This window comes from Leisingera aquimarina DSM 24565, assembly GCF_000473165.1.
GTDB classification, from domain to species: domain Bacteria; phylum Pseudomonadota; class Alphaproteobacteria; order Rhodobacterales; family Rhodobacteraceae; genus Leisingera; species Leisingera aquimarina.
In genome coordinates this window covers 2979941-2997450 of sequence record NZ_KI421504.1, presented here as the reverse complement: position 1 = coordinate 2997450, position 17510 = coordinate 2979941, and the positions used below count along the sequence as shown (strand labels likewise).

Annotated in this window: 15 protein-coding genes; 7 read left to right on the top strand and 8 right to left on the bottom strand. The window is 60.2% G+C overall.

The genetic code is table 11. The annotated features are described in order from the left end of the window. Nucleotides 1-87 precede the first annotated feature (87 nt). The 3 genes from AQUI_RS0118920 to AQUI_RS0118910 are packed head-to-tail and all read left to right on the top strand — an operon-like array spanning nt 88 to nt 2149. Entirely contained in the window at nt 88-741 is a 654-nt protein-coding gene (locus tag AQUI_RS0118920) for an alpha/beta hydrolase (protein WP_027258899.1), read from the top strand. Continuing rightward, complete coding sequence (locus tag AQUI_RS0118915; RefSeq protein WP_027258898.1) at nt 741-983, top strand: hypothetical protein; 243 nt, start codon at nt 741-743, stop codon at nt 981-983. Before AQUI_RS0118920 ends, AQUI_RS0118915 begins: the two co-directional genes overlap by 1 nt. After that, complete coding sequence (locus tag AQUI_RS0118910) at nt 980-2149, top strand: HD domain-containing protein (protein WP_027258897.1); 1170 nt, start codon at nt 980-982, stop codon at nt 2147-2149. Before AQUI_RS0118915 ends, AQUI_RS0118910 begins: the two co-directional genes overlap by 4 nt. 33 nt (nt 2150-2182) lie before the next feature. Here AQUI_RS0118910 and AQUI_RS0118905 read toward each other — a convergent pair whose 3' ends face one another. Next, on the bottom strand, nt 2183-2965 hold the full coding sequence (locus tag AQUI_RS0118905) for a class II glutamine amidotransferase (protein WP_027258896.1): 783 nt from the start codon (nt 2963-2965) through the stop codon (nt 2183-2185). A gap of 255 nt (nt 2966-3220) precedes the next feature. Between AQUI_RS0118905 and AQUI_RS0118900 the strand changes: the two genes are divergently transcribed. Beyond that, the gene (locus tag AQUI_RS0118900; RefSeq protein ID WP_027258895.1) at nt 3221-3556 is read left to right on the top strand and encodes a DMT family transporter; all 336 of its coding nucleotides are present in this window, start codon (nt 3221-3223) and stop codon (nt 3554-3556) included. Nucleotides 3557-3649: 93 nt separating this feature from the next. Next, complete coding sequence (gene typA / locus AQUI_RS0118895; RefSeq protein WP_027258894.1) at nt 3650-5470, top strand: translational GTPase TypA; 1821 nt, start codon at nt 3650-3652, stop codon at nt 5468-5470. Between the two features lie 37 nt (nt 5471-5507). Here typA and AQUI_RS0118890 read toward each other — a convergent pair whose 3' ends face one another. From AQUI_RS0118890 to recA, 4 genes are all read right to left on the bottom strand, one after another. Then, the gene (locus AQUI_RS0118890) at nt 5508-5990 is read right to left on the bottom strand and encodes an MOSC domain-containing protein (protein ID WP_035920088.1); all 483 of its coding nucleotides are present in this window, start codon (nt 5988-5990) and stop codon (nt 5508-5510) included. Then, nucleotides 5990-6277 carry a DUF1330 domain-containing protein gene (locus tag AQUI_RS0118885; protein ID WP_027258893.1) on the bottom strand — a complete coding sequence of 96 codons (288 nt, stop codon included), beginning with the start codon at nt 6275-6277 and terminating at the stop codon, nt 5990-5992. Before AQUI_RS0118885 ends, AQUI_RS0118890 begins: the two co-directional genes overlap by 1 nt. A gap of 77 nt (nt 6278-6354) precedes the next feature. Continuing rightward, nucleotides 6355-9006, bottom strand: a complete 2652-nt coding sequence (gene alaS / locus AQUI_RS0118880; protein ID WP_027258892.1) for an alanine--tRNA ligase — start codon at nt 9004-9006, stop codon at nt 6355-6357. Nucleotides 9007-9161: 155 nt separating this feature from the next. Further along, complete coding sequence (recA, locus tag AQUI_RS0118875) at nt 9162-10229, bottom strand: recombinase RecA (RefSeq protein WP_027258891.1); 1068 nt, start codon at nt 10227-10229, stop codon at nt 9162-9164. A 193-nt stretch (nt 10230-10422) separates the two neighbouring features. On the opposite strand from recA, the gene AQUI_RS0118870 reads away from it, so the two are divergent. Next, nucleotides 10423-11022, top strand: a complete 600-nt coding sequence (locus AQUI_RS0118870) for a hypothetical protein (RefSeq protein WP_027258890.1) — start codon at nt 10423-10425, stop codon at nt 11020-11022. Between the two features lie 51 nt (nt 11023-11073). On the opposite strand, the gene AQUI_RS0118865 is transcribed toward AQUI_RS0118870, so the two are convergent. From AQUI_RS0118865 to guaB, 3 genes are all read right to left on the bottom strand, one after another. Beyond that, a complete protein-coding gene (locus AQUI_RS0118865) occupies nt 11074-13389 on the bottom strand; it encodes an ATP-binding response regulator (RefSeq protein ID WP_027258889.1) in 2316 nt (771 codons plus the stop codon). 92 nt (nt 13390-13481) lie between these two features. Further along, nucleotides 13482-14657 carry an RsmB/NOP family class I SAM-dependent RNA methyltransferase gene (locus AQUI_RS0118860; protein ID WP_027258888.1) on the bottom strand — a complete coding sequence of 392 codons (1176 nt, stop codon included), beginning with the start codon at nt 14655-14657 and terminating at the stop codon, nt 13482-13484. Nucleotides 14658-14693: 36 nt separating this feature from the next. Next, nucleotides 14694-16142, bottom strand: coding sequence for an IMP dehydrogenase (gene guaB, locus AQUI_RS0118855; protein WP_027258887.1), 1449 nt, complete (start codon nt 16140-16142; stop codon nt 14694-14696). A 186-nt stretch (nt 16143-16328) separates the two neighbouring features. On the opposite strand from guaB, the gene AQUI_RS0118850 reads away from it, so the two are divergent. Beyond that, entirely contained in the window at nt 16329-17495 is a 1167-nt protein-coding gene (locus AQUI_RS0118850) for a CaiB/BaiF CoA transferase family protein (RefSeq protein ID WP_027258886.1), read from the top strand. The last annotated feature ends 15 nt before the right edge of the window (nt 17496-17510 follow it).

The window sequence follows — 17510 nt, the reverse complement described above, 5'->3', positions numbered from 1 at the left end:
TGATTAGAACTGTTCTAAGATGCCCGACGGAACCCGTCAAGTTTTCTGCCGGCAGTCGCGAGAACGAGAGTAGGATTTGAACCACCCATGCCCGAGGTCATCTTTCCTGGACCCGAAGGCCGCCTCGAAGGCCGCTATCACCCGCAAAAAGAAAAAGACGCCCCGATCGCCATCGTGCTGCACCCGCATCCGCAGTTCGGCGGCACCATGAACAATAAGGTGGTCTATAACCTCCACTATGCGTTCTACAACATGGGCTTCACCGTTCTGAGGTTCAATTTCCGCGGCGTCGGCCGCAGCCAGGGCGAATACGACCAGGGCGTTGGCGAGCTGTCGGATGCGGCCTCCGCACTGGACTACCTGCAGTCGATGAACACCAATTCCAAGCATTGCTGGGTTGCGGGCTTCTCCTTTGGCGCCTGGATCGGCATGCAGTTGCTGATGCGCCGCCCGGAGATCACCGGCTTCATCTCGGTTGCGCCGCCGGCCAACATGTATGACTTTTCCTTCCTGGCGCCCTGCCCGTCTTCCGGCCTGATCATCAACGGCACCTCCGACCGGGTGGCGCCGCCTGCAGATACAGCCAATCTGGTTGGCAAGCTGCATGAGCAGAAGGGGATAACCATCACCCACAACGAGATCGAAGGTGCGGATCATTTCTTCCAGGAACCGCATATGGACACGATGATCGGCGATGTGTCCGATTACGTGAAGCGCCGCCTGACAGAGAACACCCGCTGATGGGCACAATCGAAACGCTGGCGCAGAAACTGGCGGTCGATACGATCAAGGTACAGGACGCCAGCGGCGAAGACCGACTGTATGTGGAGGTGGGCCAAGTGCTTGGCGCCGCCTCCCAGTCGCTCGAAGAAGCGTTTCTGACCGAAATGCGCGTGCGCCTGGCCGAACGCAAGGCGCGTGAGTTTCTCAATCAGAAAGTCAGCGCAATTCAGGCGCAGCTTGAAGAAAAGGGCGAAGCATGAGCGCCCGGCTGGACGCGCAATTCGCCTTTTTGCTCGAAGCAGACAAGCTTCGCCGCATTGACCGCCAAAACCTGATCCTTGATTGCAGCCGCCGCGAAAACTCTGCGGAACACAGCTGGCATCTGGCACTGTATGCACTGGTTCTGGCGCCGTTTGCATCGCGGGACGTGGATATTTTCCGCGCTGTCCGGATGCTTCTGCTGCATGATCTGGTCGAGATCGACGCTGGAGATCACCCGATCACGGATGAGGTCGATTGGGACGCTGTAGCACAGGCAGAAGAAGCCGCCGCCAAGCGCCTGTTCGGCCTTCTTCCCGCAGATCAGGGCGCTGAATTGTTAGGCCTGTGGCAGGAATTCGAGGCCGCGGACAGCCCCGATGCGCATTTTGCCAAGCGGGTGGACCATTGCCAGCCGATCTTTCAGACGCTCTATGGCACCAAACCGCTGGGTTGGCATGTCGATGTGGTCCGGCAAAACCTGAATGGCGGGCGCGCCGCGGCGCTGGAGCAGGACCTCCCCGAAGCCTATCACCACGCATTGGCTCTCCTGAACGAAGATACCGGCTTTGACTGCGGCCGCCTGACAGCCCGCCTGCCCTTCCTGAATGAGGCAGATAAACTGAAGCTGGTCACCCGCGCCTCCAAACTGGGGGATGGGTCACGCCACGAAAACTCAGCCGAGCACAGCTGGCACATCATGCTGTATGCTTGGGTTCTGGCAGAGCACAGCGCACATTCCGTCAATGTGGACCGGGTGCTGCAAATGCTGCTGCTGCATGATCTGGTCGAAATCGATGCGGGCGATGCGCCGATCCACGGGGTGATTGACCCCGCAGCCCTCGCGGCGCTCGCAGCCAAGGAAGAAACTGCTGCAGACCGTCTGTTTGGCATGCTGCCCCCGGACCAAGGCCTGCCTATGCGGGCCATTTGGGAGGAATTTGAGACCGCAGAAAGCCCGGACGCCGTATTTGCCAAGGCGATCGACCGGGTGCAGCCAGTGCTGCTTAACCTGCTGAACGGCGGCGGCAGCTGGGTCGACTATGATGTGAGCCTGCCGCAGCTGGACGCCCGCGTTGGTGGCAAGGTCAATCGCGGCGCACCGGACGTTTGGACCTATGTCCGGGCAAAGATCGAACCTTGGTTCCGCGCGGCCGGACGTATGTAAACACGGACTGCAGCTCCGGTTTGGGGCTGCGCCTCACTTCAGAAACGGCTGAAACGGCTGCGTTTCCGCGCCTTTGGAAGTGAGTGTCAGAAACTCCCCTGGCTGTAATTCACTCCATGCTTCACCTGTGTCCTCAAGCGGTTCCGAAACTACGGCCCACCCATTCAGGCTGTGGCTCCAGCGGTAATAGACCGATGGTGCAATGCTGTCGGAGGAATAGCGCGCCGCATAGAGGCTGTCTCCATCCGACATAGCCACGGACAAGCGCATGTGTGGCGTGCGGCCCCGGGCACGCGACAGGCTTTCCATACAGCCCACCGCCCGCTCGAGCGCAGATTTTGGATCTGAATCCAGGTCTTCACGCAAGGCAAGCAGAAACAGTACCTCGCTGTCAGTGGCGCCTTTGCGATGTTCATACAGCTCATCCGGGATGCACATGTCAGCATGACGGCGGAATTTCTCGAACCCGCCGACCTGACCGTTGTGCATGAAGCTCCACTTGCCCGCCGAAAACGGGTGGCAGTTGTTGCGGCTGGTAGCGGATCCGGTTGAGGCCCGCACATGCGCCAGAAAAAGACCGGATTGCACCTGGCTCACCAGCGCCCGCAGATTACAGTCCGACCAAGCCGGGTAGACATCCCGGTAAAGCCCCGGCTCGCTCCGCTGCCCGTACCAGGCAATGCCGAACCCGTCGCCATTGGTCGCAGTCTTGCATTCAACCGCCTTTTGGCTTTGCGCTATCAGCGAGTGCGCGGGTATAGAGATGATGTCTTCTAAAAAGACTTTGGCACCGGTGTAGGCAGCCCAACGGCACATTTGTCGCTCCTCGCATCCAGACACTGATCAGAGTGATCGTTTCACTGTGATCTTCCTTTTCAGAATTTTCTCCTAATACAGCTTTCAATTTTGGTACAGCGTATCTGCGCACAGTCATCTGTTCGCTTCCACTGAGGCCGAAAACAGGGCAAGCAGTGACGCATTGGGACTTCCAGCACTGCATTGGATACGGTACCGGAATTAGGAACACAGCCCCGCCGCAGGCCGGGGCGGAACGCGCACATGGAGGCAGAGATGCCGGTTCACTATTTCTATCTGATCATCGCGGTTGCAGCGGAAACCATCGGCACCACGGCCCTGCAAGCCAGCCAGCAGTTCAGCAAACTGGGACCGTCGCTCGTCGTTCTGGTTGCCTATGCGTTTTCCTTCTACATGATGGGGCTGACGCTGAAATTCATGCCGGTTGGGATTGTCTATGCGATCTGGTCCGGGCTCGGCATCCTGCTGATTGCCGTGATCGCCTTCTTTGTCTTCGGCCAGAAATTGGATTTGCCAGCTGTGATCGGCATGGTGCTGATCATGTCGGGCATCGTCATCATCCACCTGTTTTCCAAGTCTTCCGCTCACTGATCCGCATTTGCGGCGCCTTTGGACGGATTTCCTCTGGCCTTTGTACCGGGTTCGGGCTATGCGCGGCCCAACTTCCTTACAAAGGCGAACGTCATGGACTTGCGCAACATTGCGATCATTGCTCACGTTGACCACGGCAAAACCACCCTGGTCGACGAGCTGCTGAAACAATCCGGCGCCTTCCGCGAAAATCAGGCTGTGGCGGAACGCGCCATGGACAGCAACGATCTGGAGCGCGAGCGCGGCATCACCATTTTTGCCAAACCCACCTCGGTCGAGTGGAACGGCACCCGTATCAACATCGTCGACACCCCCGGCCACGCCGATTTCGGCGGCGAAGTGGAACGGATCCTGTCGATGGTCGACGGTGTGGTGCTGCTGGTGGACGCCGCCGAAGGCCCGATGCCGCAGACCAAATTCGTGACATCCAAGGCGCTGGCCCTGGGCCTGCGTCCGATTGTGGTTCTGAACAAGGTCGACAAGCCAGACGCCGAGCCCGACCGGGCGCTGGACGAGTGCTTTGACTTGTTTGCATCACTCGACGCCAACGAAGACCAGCTGGACTTCCCGCACATGTATGCCTCTGGCCGTAACGGCTGGGCGGATGCGGATCTGGACGGCCCCCGCAAGGATCTGCACGCGCTGTTCAATCTGATCGTGAACCACGTGCCCGAGCCGAAACAGATCAAACGCCAGGACGAAGATTTCCGGATGCTGGCCACTACCCTGGGCAGCGACCCCTTTGTGGGCCGCCTGCTGACCGGCCGCGTCGAATCCGGCAAGCTGAAGGTCGGCGCCACCGTGCAGGCCCTCACCCGTATTGGCCAGAAAATCGAGCAGTTCCGCGTCACACGCATCCAGGCGTTCCGCGGCCTGGCTCAGCAGGACATCGAGGAAGCCCAGGCAGGTGACATCGTGTCCCTCGCGGGCATGGCCAAGGCGACGGTGGCCGATACCATCTGCGCGCTGGCCGTGGAAGAGCCTCTGGACGCCCAGCCGATCGACCCGCCGACCATCACCGTGACTTTTGGTATCAACGACAGCCCGCTGGCCGGCCGCGACGGCAAGAAGGTCCAGTCGCGCGTCATCCGCGACCGTCTGATGAAAGAGGCCGAAAGCAACGTCGCCATCAAAATCCAGGACACCCCCGGCGGTGAAGCCTTTGAGGTGTCTGGCCGCGGCGAACTGCAGATGGGTGTTCTGATTGAGAACATGCGCCGCGAAGGGTTCGAGCTGTCGATCTCCCGCCCGCAGGTGATCATGAAGGAAGTCGACGGCAAGCGCATGGAGCCTGTAGAAGAAGCCACCATCGACGTGGATGACGAATACTCCGGCGCGGTGATCGAAAAACTGACCGGCGCCCGCAAAGGCGAGCTGGTCGAGATGAAGCCCGCAGGCGCAGGCAAGACCCGCATCATCGCGCATGTGCCCTCACGCGGTCTGATCGGCTATCACGGTGAATTCCTGACCGACACCCGCGGCACCGGCGTTCTGAACCGCGTGTTCCACGGCTGGACTCAGCATAAGGGAGCGATCCCGGGCCGCCGCGCAGGCGTGCTGATCTCGATGGAAAACGGCACTTCAGTTGCCTTCGCCCTGTGGAACCTGGAAGAGCGCGGCAAGATGATGATCGGCGCCCAGGCCGACGTCTACACCGGCATGATCATCGGCGAGCACTCCCGCGAGAACGACCTGGAAGTTAACCCGCTGAAGGGCAAGAAGCTGACCAACGTGCGGGCCTCGGGCACCGATGACGCGGTGCGTTTGACGACCCCTGTGACCCTGTCGCTGGAAGAATCGATTGCCTACATCAACGACGACGAGCTGGTCGAGGTGACACCCAACTCTGTGCGCCTGCGCAAGCGCTACCTGGATCCGCATGAGCGGAAGCGGATGGCCAAGGCCAACGCCTGATAGATAAAACGGCGGCAGAAACTTCTGCCGCCGTTTTCTATTCCGCTGAAGTCAGAGCTGTAACGCTGTCATCCAAAGCCACCCTGCCCGGCTCCACCACTTCGGCATACCAGCCGCCATGTCCGCGCATCGCGTTGTAACCGCCATGGCCCAGTAGCTCCTCCATCCGCGAGCAGGGCGGACAGGGGCCGGTCACATGCAAAACAGCACTCCCGATTTGCAGTTTGGCTTTGCGCAAAGCTGCCAGATTGATCCGGGAAACGACAAAGTTCCGGCGCAGCAGTTCCGGCTGTAAATTGTCCAGCCCGGCAAGGGCCGCAATCACCGGCAGATGCTCAGCCTGGATTAATGTAACGGCGCGCTTGCCTTCTTTGGCATGATCGCCGCAAAGGCCCGCTGCCGTTACATCCACAGTCTCCGCTGCCAGAATTTCTTCCCTCCGCGCAGGGCGCAGGCCGATCCACGCCACCCGGCCTTGGCCAGCGTGACGTTTCAGCATTTCCGCAAAAGCGGTGATCATTATTCGGAGGTTTCCACCACCATCAGCTCGCGCTCGGATGCGCCGCGCGCATGGCTCAGCGCCTCCTGGTATTCCGGGCTGTGATAGCAATCGACGGCAGCGTCAACACTTGGGAATTTGGCCACCACATTGCGCGGACGCTCTTTGCCCTCCAGCTGCACGAAACGCCCGCCACGGGCGACAAACGTGCCGCCGTGCTTGGCAATGGCAGGCCCCGCCAATTCGGCATACTTGCCATAGGCATCAGCGTCAGTGACAGTCACATGTGCAATCCAAAGTGCGGGCATCGGAGCCTCCCAAGTTATGTTCTTTCCGGCAGATTAGGCAATTTGCCGGAAAGACCAAGCATTTTTTGACCAAATGGTCAGCCAGCCAGCACGGCCTCGGCTGCCTTGATCGCCTCGTCGGCGCCGGAGAAATCCTTGCCACCGCCCTGGGCCATATCCGGACGGCCGCCGCCGCCTTTGCCGCCCACGGCTGGAACAGCCGCCTTCAGCACGTCCACAGCTGAGATTTCGCCAGTCAGATCGTCGGTCACGCCCGCGGCCACAGCAACCTTGCCATCCTCCTCGGCAATCAGCAGGATCACACCAGAGCCGATGTTCTGCTTATGCGCATCAATGAGACCGCGCAGGTCTTTGCCAGACACCCCTTTCAGTGCCTGGGCCAGGAACTTCTTGCCGTTGACGTCCTTGGCATCGGCACCGTTCCCGGAACCGCCGCCCATCGCAACCTGCTGCTTGAGGTTCGAAATCTCGTTCTGCAGAACCTTGCGCTCGTCCATCATCGCCTTCAGACGGTCCATGACATCCGCAGGCTGCGCCTTCAGCGCAGTTGCAATTTCGGCCATTCGGCCTGCTTCGCGCTCCAGATGCTCAAACGCCGCGGCCCCCGTCAGCGCCTCGATCCGGCGCACGCCAGCCGAAGACGCGCTGTCGCCAAGGATTACAAAGGTGCCAATGTCGCCGGTCTGCTTCACATGGGTGCCACCGCACAACTCGATTGAATAGGTGTCGCCGTCATGGCCCTTGCCGGTTTTCGCCCGGCCCATGGAGACCACACGGACCTCATCGCCGTATTTCTCGCCGAATAGCGCCTGCGCGCCCAGGTCCCGCGCATCATCCGGGGTCATGATCCGGGTTGATACAGGTGTGTTTTGCCGAATGAAATCATTCACTTCCGCGCCAACCTTAGTCAGCTCAGCAACGCTCATCGCCTTGTTGTGGCTGAAATCAAACCGCAGACGGTCCGCGGCGTTGAGCGATCCTTTCTGGGCCACATGCTCTCCCAGCGCATTGCGCAGCGCCTCATGCAGAAGGTGAGTGGCCGAGTGGTTGGCCCGGATCCGGCTCCGGCGCGCGTGATCCACCTCCATGGCGGCACCAAGGCCGACGACAATTTCGCCTTCGATCACTTCGGCAATGTGCAGGAACAGCCCTTCCACCTTTTTGGTGTCGGAAATACGGGCCGCGCCGCCTTCGACAGTCAGCACACCGCTATCACCAACCTGACCACCGCTTTCGCCGTAGAACGGCGTCTGGTTCAGGATGATCTGAACCGTTTCGCCCTTGCCCGCCGATTGAACCTGCGCGCCATCCCTGACGATTGCTGCAACCTGGCCTTCGGCCTTTTCGGTCTCATAGCCCAGGAATTCTGTCGGGCCGGCTGTATCAAGAATGTCGAAGTAAACCTTCACATCCGCCGCTTCGCCCAGACCGATGCCGCCAGCGCGGGACTTCTCCTTTTGCTCTTTCATCGCCGCATCGAAACCGTCAGTGTCGACCTCAATCTCTTTTGCGCGCAAAGCATCCTGCGTCAGATCGAGCGGGAAGCCATAAGTGTCGTACAGCTTGAACGCGGTTTCACCGGGCAGGACATCGCCCTTGCCTAGATCGCCCGAGGCATCATCCAGCAGCTTCAGGCCACGGTCCAATGTCCTGAGGAAACGGGTTTCTTCCTGCTCAAAGGTCTCTTCGATCAGGGCCTGCCCCTGGCCGAGTTCCGGATAGGCGGCGCCCATCTTCTGAACCAGTGCCGGCACCAGTTTGTGCATGACCGGATCCGTTGCGCCCAGCAGCGACGCGTGACGCATCGCGCGGCGCATGATCCGGCGCAAAACGTAACCGCGGCCTTCGTTCGAGGGCAGCACGCCTTCGGCAATCAGGAAGGAACAGGAGCGCAGGTGATCGGCGATCACCCGGTGGTGCACGTTCTGATCGCCAAACGGCTCCGAGTTAGTCACATTTGCGGAAGCTTCAATCAGCGACTTGAACAGATCGGTTTCATAGTTGTCATGGGTGCCCTGCAGCAGCGCCGCAATCCGCTCCAGCCCCATGCCGGTATCAATCGACTGCATCTCCAGATCGACCATCGAGCCGTCGGCGAACTTCTCATTCTGCATGAATACGAGGTTCCAGATCTCGATGAACCGGTCGCCATCTTCCTCAGCTGAACCCGGAGGGCCGCCCCAGATGTGATCGCCGTGGTCATAGAAGATTTCGGTGCAAGGGCCGCAAGGACCGGTATCACCCATCTGCCAGAAGTTGTCAGAGGTTGCGATACGGATGATCCGGTCCTCGGGCACACCCATTTTCTTCCAGATTTCAAAGGCTTCGTCATCGGTGTGATAGACGGTGGTGTAGAGCCGGTTCTTGGGGACCTCGAGCTCCTTGGTGATCAGCTCCCAGGCAAAAGGGATCGCCTCATGCTTAAAGTAGTCGCCAAAGGAGAAGTTGCCGAGCATCTCAAAGAACGTGTGATGCCGCGCCGTATAGCCGACGTTGTCGAGGTCGTTGTGTTTGCCGCCGGCGCGCACGCATTTCTGCGAGGAGGTCGCGCGTTTGTAGTCGCGGGTCTCAACCCCGGTAAAACAGTTCTTGAACTGCACCATGCCTGAGTTGGTGAACATCAGGGTCGGATCGTTGCGCGGCACCAGCGGGCTGGAATCCACCACTTCGTGCCCCTGTTTGGCAAAGTAGTTCAGAAAGGTTGAGCGGATGTCATTGAGCGTCGGCATATGCGGGATCTCTTGCGGGCTTAAATAAGCGGTCCGCGCAGGTTTACCCCCCCGCCGGCGCGCTGTCCACAGCGCGAAGCAGCGTCTCCCATGAAAAAGGGCGCAGCTTGCGCCACGCCCTCGCATTTCAAATATTTGATCAGATTATCCGGCGCTTAGGCCTCAAGGATATCGTCTGTGCCGCTCACATCCGGACGGTCGAACTCCAGCCCGTGCGAGGCGCGGATCTTATCTTCGATATCAAAGGCAATCGCCGGGTTGTCCCGCAGGAAGGTTTTGGCGTTTTCGCGCCCCTGCCCGATCCGCTCATCCCCGTAGGAGAACCAGGCACCGGATTTGTTGACGACACCGGCCGCCACGCCCAGATCCAGCAGTTCTCCCATCTTCGAGATGCCTTCGCCATACATGATGTCGAATTCCACCTGCTTGAACGGCGGCGCCACCTTGTTCTTCACCACTTTGACGCGGGTCGAATTACCGACCACCTCGTCCCGGTCCTTGATCGCGCCGATGCGGCGGATGTCCAGGCGGACGGAGGAGTAGAACTTCAACGCGTTGCCGCCGGTGGTGGTTTCGGGGGAGCCGAACATCACGCCGATCTTCATGCGGATCTGGTTGATGAAGATCACCATGCATTTGGAGCGGCTGATCGAACCGGTCAGTTTGCGCATTGCCTGGCTCATCAGCCGGGCCTGCACGCCGACACTGCTGTCGCCCATGTCGCCTTCAAGCTCGGATTTCGGGGTCAGCGCCGCAACCGAGTCGACGATCACCATGTTGACGGCCCCCGAACGCACCAGCGTGTCGGTGATTTCCAGCGCCTGTTCGCCGGTATCGGGCTGCGAGATCAACAGCTCATCCAGATCGACCCCCAGCTTGGCCGCATATTGCGGATCCAGCGCGTGTTCCGCGTCGACAAAGGCGCAGACACCGCCCTTCTTCTGCTGTTCTGCAATGCAATGCAGCGTCAGCGTTGTCTTGCCCGAGCTTTCCGGACCGTAGATTTCGATGATCCGCCCCATCGGCAGACCGCCGATCCCCAACGCAATGTCCAGGCCCAGCGATCCGGTCGAGCTGGCCTCGATCTCCTGCAGCGCAGTGCCATCGCCGAGCTTCATGATGGAGCCCTTGCCGAACTGCCGCTCAATCTGGGCAAGCGCGCTGTCGAGCGCCTTTTGCTTGTCACCGCTTACTTTATTTTTCATGGTCAAAAGATCCGCCATAGTCCCTTGTCCCTTTCTATGTGTCACACACCGGGGCGTGCGGCAATCACTGCTTTGTTCACCTCTTGTTCCTTATGAGATCAAAAAGAGAACATTGCAACAGAAAACTCTGTGTACCCACAACAAACTCTGGGTGTTAAAGAAAGATTGATGGCTAATCCGCAGCAAGAAATTTTACCGGGCAGTTAACGGAATGATGATATTTTTCAAAGAACGGCTGGCACTTCTCTCCGTTCCCAAGACCGGCACCACCGCCTTTCAGGCGGCGTTGCGCAACCGGGCGGATCTGGTGATCTCCGACCCGCCGGAGCTGAAACATGCGCCGCTGTACCGCTACAACCGCTGGATCCGGCCGATGTTTGAGAAGGTCTGCGGAGCCGAACTGGAAGTCGCCGCAGTGATGCGGGAGCCGGTCAGCTGGCTTGGCAGCTGGTACAGGTACCGGCAGCGGCCGGCGCTGGATGGCAATCCGAATTCGACCAAAGATGTCGGCTTTGACGACTTCCTGCACGCCTATTGCAAAGGCAAACCGCCCGCCTTTGCCAATGTCGGCAGCCAAGCAAAATTCCTGGAAGCACAGCCAAATGGCTGCAAGGTCAGCCATCTGTTCCGCTATGAGGATCAGGACGCATTGAAGCAGTTCCTGGAACTTCGCCTGGACGTGGAAATCCGGCTGAAGCGCAAAAATGTCAGCCCTCAGGCAAGTCTGACACTAAGCCCGGAAGCCCAGAACCATGTCCGGCGAAAGCGTGCTGCGGAATTTGAACTTTACGATTCTATTCCAGCCCGTTGACCATAAAAAGCCACGGAACCGGCGGCTTTTACAGATCTGAATTTCTCAACCTCAATGCAGTTGCGCATGAACCGTTTCGGTCAACTGGTTGAGCGAGAACGGCTTGGGCAGGAACACTGAATTCGGCACATCCGGGTCAGCCTCGCCAAAGGCTCCTTCGGCATAACCTGAAACAAACACCACGCGGGTATCAGGACGCTCTTTCAGCGCCTGGCGCACCCAGCTGGGGCCGTCCATGCCGGGCATCACCACATCGGTGACAAAAACATCCACCGTCAGACCGGGATCTTCCAGCGTGCGCAGTGCGTCCTCAGCGGATTCTGCTTCCAGAACCGTATAGCCCCGCATCCTGAGTGCCCGGGAGGCAAAGGCCCGCACCGGAGCCTCATCCTCGACCAACAGCACCACGCCCTCGCCATGCTGGGCGGCAACAGCCTTCTCCGCGGTCTCCGTCGGCTTTTCGATGGCCTGCTGGTCGGCCTGCTGTTTGTAGACCGGAAAGAACAGGGTGAACTGCGTGCCGTGCCCCTTGACCGAGTCGACGAAGATGTAGCCGCCGGTCTGCTTGATGATGCCATAGGCCGTGGACAAGCCCAGCCCCGTTCCCTCGCCCGTGCGTTTAGTGGTGTAGAAAGGCTCAAACACTTTTTGCAGCTTGTCCGGAGCGATTCCGACGCCTTCGTCGGACACTTTCACGGTAACCCAATCGCCGGCCGGAACTGTGGCGCGGTTCCGTTCCAGCGGTTTGTCCAGCGAGATGACTTCCGTCTCGACCCGGATCTCACCGCCCTGCGGCATCGCATCGCGCGCGTTCACCACCAGATTCATCAGCACCTGTTCCAGCTGCCGCTTATCAGCCCGGATCGACTTCATCACCGGATCATGACTGAGGGTCAGGGTAACCTTTTCGCCCACCAGCCGGTTCAACAGGTGGGTCAGGTCCGACAGCGTGTCCCGTACATCCAGGGTTTCGGGCTGCAGGGTCTGTTTGCGCGAAAACGCCAGCAGCTGGCTTACAAGCGAGGCCGCCCGGTTGGCGTTCTCGTGAATCTGAATGAGGTCGCCATAGTCCTGATCGCCCTGATCATGACGCAGCAGCAGCAGGTCGCAGTGGCCGGAAATCGCGGTCAGCAGATTGTTGAAGTCATGCGCAACGCCGCCTGCGAGCTGTCCAATTGCCTGCATCTTCTGGCTTTGCACAAACTGAGCTTCCAGCGTCTTCAACTCGGTCGCGTCATTCAGAACTGCGATCAGCACCGGAGTGCCCTCTTCCACCACCCGGGTGAGTGTAACCTGAACAAAGACTTCCTTGTCAGCACGCGACAGGCGCAGAAATTCAGACTTGTTCGGCGCCAGCCCATCGGCTGTATCATGCAGCCAGTCAGACATCGGGCGGCCTAGCCCTTCCATCAATTGGCCAAGTTTCAGATTGGCACAGCTATCGACCCCCAAAAGACGCAGGGCCATGCGGTTGCTGGTCAGAATCTCACCTGTGGGAGCAACCTTAAGGAACGGAACCGGCAGCGCTTCCAACCCGGCTTGGGCAGAGTCGAAACTGCCTTCATCCACCTCCATCAGAAACAGCTCGCTGCGGCCCTGGGTTCGGTTCTTCTCGCTGACCAGCACCTGAACCGGGCCGGTCTTGGTGCTGAGCGTGTTGATCTGCCCGGACATAACTGGCAGTGCGGGGAACAAGCGATCAGTGGATTTCACCCGTTCGCCGACCAGGCCGCGGGCCGCCTCGTTCATGAACAAAACGGCGCCAGTGCGGCCAACCGTGATCATCGGAACCGGCATCGTTTCCGCACCGCGCCCGTTGCCGCCGCGATCCAGGATGTCCTCGACCCGCCACAAAAAGCTGCCGCCATTCATCTGGTGAACCGCCAGCCGTACATGGCCGCGGCGGGTCACAATATCCTCGCGGGCGGCACCATCAACACGGGCCCGGCTTTGCAGCCGGTACAAGACCGCCGATGGGTTGGCCAGGATCGACCGCAAGGTTCCTGCCAATGTGTCGCGGCTGCCGTCCTGGAACCGTTTTACAGCGGCCCCGTTGCAGGCATGGATTACTCCGTCGTCGTCCGTGACAAAACTGGGCGTTGCATCCTTTTCGATAAAGCCGGTCAGCAGGTCCGCCGCCATCGATCGCGCATTCAGCCGCATCCGGGTTTGAATGACCATCAGCACCGCCACAGCTGTCAGTGTCAGCCCCACCATGACGAAGCCGCGGCCCATCCAATCCGGCAGCGGCACCAGCCAGGGGCCGGACATCAGCATCAGCGCCAGCAGCAGTGTCGCGGCCAGCCGGAGGTGCTCGGGTGCATAAACGCGAAGTTCCGGAACGGAAGTTTCTTGGCGACCGGACATTACGGCTCCATGGACAATGCAAAGTGACGCCATAACGCGGCGGTTTTGGTTAAAACCACGTTAAGAAACACAAAGGTTTCCTGACGGCGACCCTAACAACCGCCCTTTGCGCGCGTCAACACGGCAACAAAGAATCCATCGGTGCCGTTCTGCACGTGCCAGCTTTGCTGCGCCGCCAGCGCCCAGCCCTGGTTCTCTTGCAAAAACCTTTGAACCTGCTCAGTGTTTTCGCCGTTCAACATCGAGCAGGTGGCATAGGCCAGGGTCCCGCCAGGCGCTGCCAGGCCTGCCGCGGCGCGTAAGATTTCTGCCTGCACCCGGTGCAGAGCCTGCAGGTTTTCAGGCGTCAGCCGCCATTTGCCTTCGGGCGCCCGCCGCCAGGACCCGGATCCTGAACAGGGGGCATCACAGAGCACCAGGTCAAACGGTCCGCTGCGCTCAAGGTCCGCAGTCAACAGGTGCTGAACCTGCGCACCCGCCCGGGCCGCGCGTTCGGGCAGATCTTTCATCCGCTTGGGGTCGGCATCATGGGCAAAAAGCCGAAGCTTCGCCTGCGCGGCCATGGCCAATGTCTTACCGCCGCCGCCGGCGCAGTAATCCAGCACCTTCATGCCGTCTTGCAAAGGTAAAAGCGAAGTGACGGCTTGGCTCGCTGCGTCCTGCAATTCAACAAGACCGTCCTGGTACACTTTTGTGTTGCGCAGCTTGCGGGCGCCTTCGGTCACTTCCAGCGCTGTGGCAGCCACCGGGTGCAGCCGAGTTTCGATGCCCTCTGCGTCAAGCGCATCTTGCGCCTGTGCAAGCGTGCCACGGCCAGTATTCACCCGCAAATGAACCGGCGCACGTTCGCGCAGGGCAAGTGCTGCGGCTTCCGCCTCTTCCCCAAGGCTGCTGCTGAATTCAGGCCACAGCCAATCGGGAATATCCAGTGCCTCCGCCCCTTGCGGCGGTGACGGCAGCAGGCGTTCCGCGGCTGTCAGAGGCTCAGGCCCGTACCCCTGTCCGCTGAACAAGCCGTCGGGATCCCCCCCCGCTTCCCGCAGCGCACCCAGAATCAGCCCCCGCCCGCTGCGCGCACCGCCCATGGCCGCGTGCGACCGCTGGCACCGCAAGGCTGAAAACACATGATCACGCACTGCGGCCCGGTCTTTTGATCCGGCAAACCGGCTCCGGCGTCCCCAGGAGGTCAAAGCCTTTTCCGCAGGCTCTCCCTCCAAAATCTGGTCAAGAACCTCAATGGCCGCCTGCAGGCGGGCGGCGGGGGTCATGCCCCTGCCCTTTGATTGCACGCGGCCATCATCCGCTTATCCTGCCCGGTAGTTCGGGGCTTCGCGGGTGATCTGCACATCATGCACATGGCTTTCTTTCAGCCCGGCGCCGGTAATGCGCACAAAATTGCAGTTCTTGCGCATCTCGTCCACGGTCGCACAGCCGGTATAGCCCATTGCGGCACGCAGACCGCCGACCAGCTGGTGAACAACCGGCCCGGCGCCGCCTTTGTAGGGGACCTGGCCTTCGATGCCTTCCGGCACCAGCTTGTCGCTGGCGGCATCTTTCTGGAAATACCGGTCCGCCGAGCCGCGCGCCATGGCGCCCATCGAGCCCATGCCGCGGTAGGATTTGAACGAGCGGCCCTGATACAGGATCACCTCACCCGGGGATTCATCCGTGCCGGCAATCATCGAACCGACCATGGCGCAGGACGCGCCTGCCGCAATCGCCTTGGCGAAATCGCCCGAGAACTTGATTCCGCCATCGGCGATCACCGGGATATCGCCTGCAGCGCTTGCGCAATCCATGATCGCGGTCAGCTGCGGCACGCCGACACCGGCCACCATGCGGGTGGTGCAGATCGAACCCGGGCCGATGCCAACCTTGACGGCATCCGCGCCTGCATCGATCAGCGCGCGGGTGGCTTCAGCGGTGGCCACGTTACCAGCGATAACCTGTACCGCGCCATACTGCGCCTTGATCCGCTTCACTGCGTCGATCACACCTGCCGAATGGCCATGGGCCGTATCCACAACAACGATATCAACACCAGCGTCAATCAGCGCCTCGGAGCGGGCAAAGCCGCTGTCGCCGACCGAGCTGGCAGCGGCAACCCGCAGGCGCCCCAGTTCATCCATGCAAGCGGTCGGATGCAACACGGCCTGTTCAGTGTCTTTGAGGGTCAGAAGCCCCGTCAGCCTGCCATCTTTGTCAGAGACCAGAAGTTTTTCGATCCGGCGCGCCTTCATCAGCGATTTGGCTTCTTCCAGGTCTGCCGGCTCCTGCAGCATCGCCAGGTTGTCAGAAGTCATCATCACCGACACCGGCGTGCTGTCATCAGAGGCAAAGCGCATATCGCGATTGGTGACGATACCGACAACACGGCCCGAACCATCCACTACCGGGAAGCCCGTCACCCGGTAACGTTCCTGCAGCGCCTTGGCATCCGCCAGGGTCTGGTCTGCAGTCAGAGTAATGGGGTTGTAAACGATGCCCGAGATAAAGCGTTTGACCCGGCGCACTTCGCGGGCCTGCTCTTCCACGTTCAGGTTTTTGTGAATAACCCCCATGCCGCCGGCCTGGGCCATGGCAATCGCCATGCGGGACTCGGTCACCGTATCCATGGCCGAGCTTAAAAGCGGGATGTTCAGCGACACCGACTGCGTCACCCGGGTGCGCGTGTCAGCGGTATTGGGCAGCACGCTCGACGCGCCTGGCACCAGTAGAACATCATCAAAGGTGAGAGCCTCACGAATCTGCATTGGTCATCCTCATGCATAACCCCGTTTGGCGGTGACCCTATGGCACAGAACCAACCGGGGGGAAAGAGGCAGCGGGCAAGAATTCCTGCAGTGCAGCAATCTCTTTCGCGCGCTTCTGATCTAGGTCAATGCGTGCTGGCCTGCATGGCCTATCAGAAAACCTGCAAGGATGATGCAGGAATTGTCATGGCCGCCCCACTGGAAAACATCACTGTTCTGGACCTCACCCATGTTTTGGCCGGGCCCTATTGCTCAATGATCCTGTCGGATCTTGGCGCCAGGATTATCAAGGTGGAACGCCCCGGATCAGGTGATGACACCCGGGCCTTCCCGCCATTCAAGGACGGTGAAAGCGCATATTTTGCGACTATCAACCACGGCAAGGAAAGCATTGCGCTGGATCTGAAATCACCTGCGGACCGCGCCGTATTCGAGCGGCTGCTGGCACAGGCTGATGTACTGCTGGAGAACTACCGCCCTGGCGTGATGCAGCGGCTGGGCTACGGCTGGGAGGATCTGCACGCCAAATACCCGCGATTGATCTATGGCGCTGTGTCGGGCTTTGGTCATTCCGGCCCGGACGCCCTGAAACCTGCTTATGACATGGTGGTCCAGGCTCGCGGCGGCGTGATGTCGATCACCGGGGAAAAGGACCGGGATCCGGTGCGCGTCGGCGCCTCGATCGGCGATATCGTGGCGGGTATGTTCCTGGGACACGGCATTCTGGCAGCGCTGCTGGACGTGCAGAAGACCGGTCAGGGCCAGTTTATCGATGTCGCCATGCTGGACAGCCAGCTGGCGTTGCTGGAACACGCCATTGCCATCACGTCGGTTACCGGACAAGCCCCCCTGCCCTCTGGCGCCCGGCATCCCTCGATCACTCCGTTCGAAACCTTCCACGCATCAGACGGGCTGTTTGTGATTGCTGCCGGCAATGACGCGCTGTTTGTCCGGCTCTGCGACGCTCTGCGGCTGCCCTTATCAAGCGACCCGCGTTTTGCCACCAACCCGGCGCGCTGCGACAATGCGCGCCTTCTGAAACGCTTGATCGAAGCTGTGACACTTGGGAACACCAAGGATCACTGGATCGGGGTTCTGACCGGGGCCGGCATTCCAACAGGGCCGATCCAAACAGTGGATCAGGTGATGAAGGACCCGCAGATCCTGGCCCGCAACATGGTTGTCGAGGTTCTAGGCAAAAACGGTCAATCCGCAAAATTGTCAGCAGGCAATCCGATCAAGATGAGCGGCCTGCCGGACCCTGAAACCCGCGCCCCTGCCCCGCGGCTGGATGGCGACCGGGCAGAGATTCTGGCGTGGCTGAAAGAGGTTGAGGCAAAAGCCGTCCTCTGACTGACGGCCTGATAA

What these genes read in the sequence shown, in the direction of transcription:
- AQUI_RS0118920 (WP_027258899.1), top strand. Translation starts at nt 88, where the DNA reads ATGCCCGAGGTCATCTTTCCTGGACCCGAAGGCCGCCTCGAAGGCCGC.
- AQUI_RS0118915 (WP_027258898.1), top strand. Translation starts at nt 741, where the DNA reads ATGGGCACAATCGAAACGCTGGCGCAGAAACTGGCGGTCGATACGATC.
- AQUI_RS0118910 (WP_027258897.1), top strand. Translation starts at nt 980, where the DNA reads ATGAGCGCCCGGCTGGACGCGCAATTCGCCTTTTTGCTCGAAGCAGAC.
- AQUI_RS0118905 (WP_027258896.1), bottom strand. Translation starts at nt 2,965, where the DNA reads ATGTGCCGTTGGGCTGCCTACACCGGTGCCAAAGTCTTTTTAGAAGAC.
- AQUI_RS0118900 (WP_027258895.1), top strand. Translation starts at nt 3,221, where the DNA reads ATGCCGGTTCACTATTTCTATCTGATCATCGCGGTTGCAGCGGAAACC.
- typA (WP_027258894.1), top strand. Translation starts at nt 3,650, where the DNA reads ATGGACTTGCGCAACATTGCGATCATTGCTCACGTTGACCACGGCAAA.
- AQUI_RS0118890 (WP_035920088.1), bottom strand. Translation starts at nt 5,990, where the DNA reads ATGATCACCGCTTTTGCGGAAATGCTGAAACGTCACGCTGGCCAAGGC.
- AQUI_RS0118885 (WP_027258893.1), bottom strand. Translation starts at nt 6,277, where the DNA reads ATGCCCGCACTTTGGATTGCACATGTGACTGTCACTGACGCTGATGCC.
- alaS (WP_027258892.1), bottom strand. Translation starts at nt 9,006, where the DNA reads ATGCCGACGCTCAATGACATCCGCTCAACCTTTCTGAACTACTTTGCC.
- recA (WP_027258891.1), bottom strand. Translation starts at nt 10,229, where the DNA reads ATGGCGGATCTTTTGACCATGAAAAATAAAGTAAGCGGTGACAAGCAA.
- AQUI_RS0118870 (WP_027258890.1), top strand. Translation starts at nt 10,423, where the DNA reads ATGATGATATTTTTCAAAGAACGGCTGGCACTTCTCTCCGTTCCCAAG.
- AQUI_RS0118865 (WP_027258889.1), bottom strand. Translation starts at nt 13,389, where the DNA reads ATGTCCGGTCGCCAAGAAACTTCCGTTCCGGAACTTCGCGTTTATGCA.
- AQUI_RS0118860 (WP_027258888.1), bottom strand. Translation starts at nt 14,657, where the DNA reads ATGACCCCCGCCGCCCGCCTGCAGGCGGCCATTGAGGTTCTTGACCAG.
- guaB (WP_027258887.1), bottom strand. Translation starts at nt 16,142, where the DNA reads ATGCAGATTCGTGAGGCTCTCACCTTTGATGATGTTCTACTGGTGCCA.
- AQUI_RS0118850 (WP_027258886.1), top strand. Translation starts at nt 16,329, where the DNA reads ATGGCCGCCCCACTGGAAAACATCACTGTTCTGGACCTCACCCATGTT.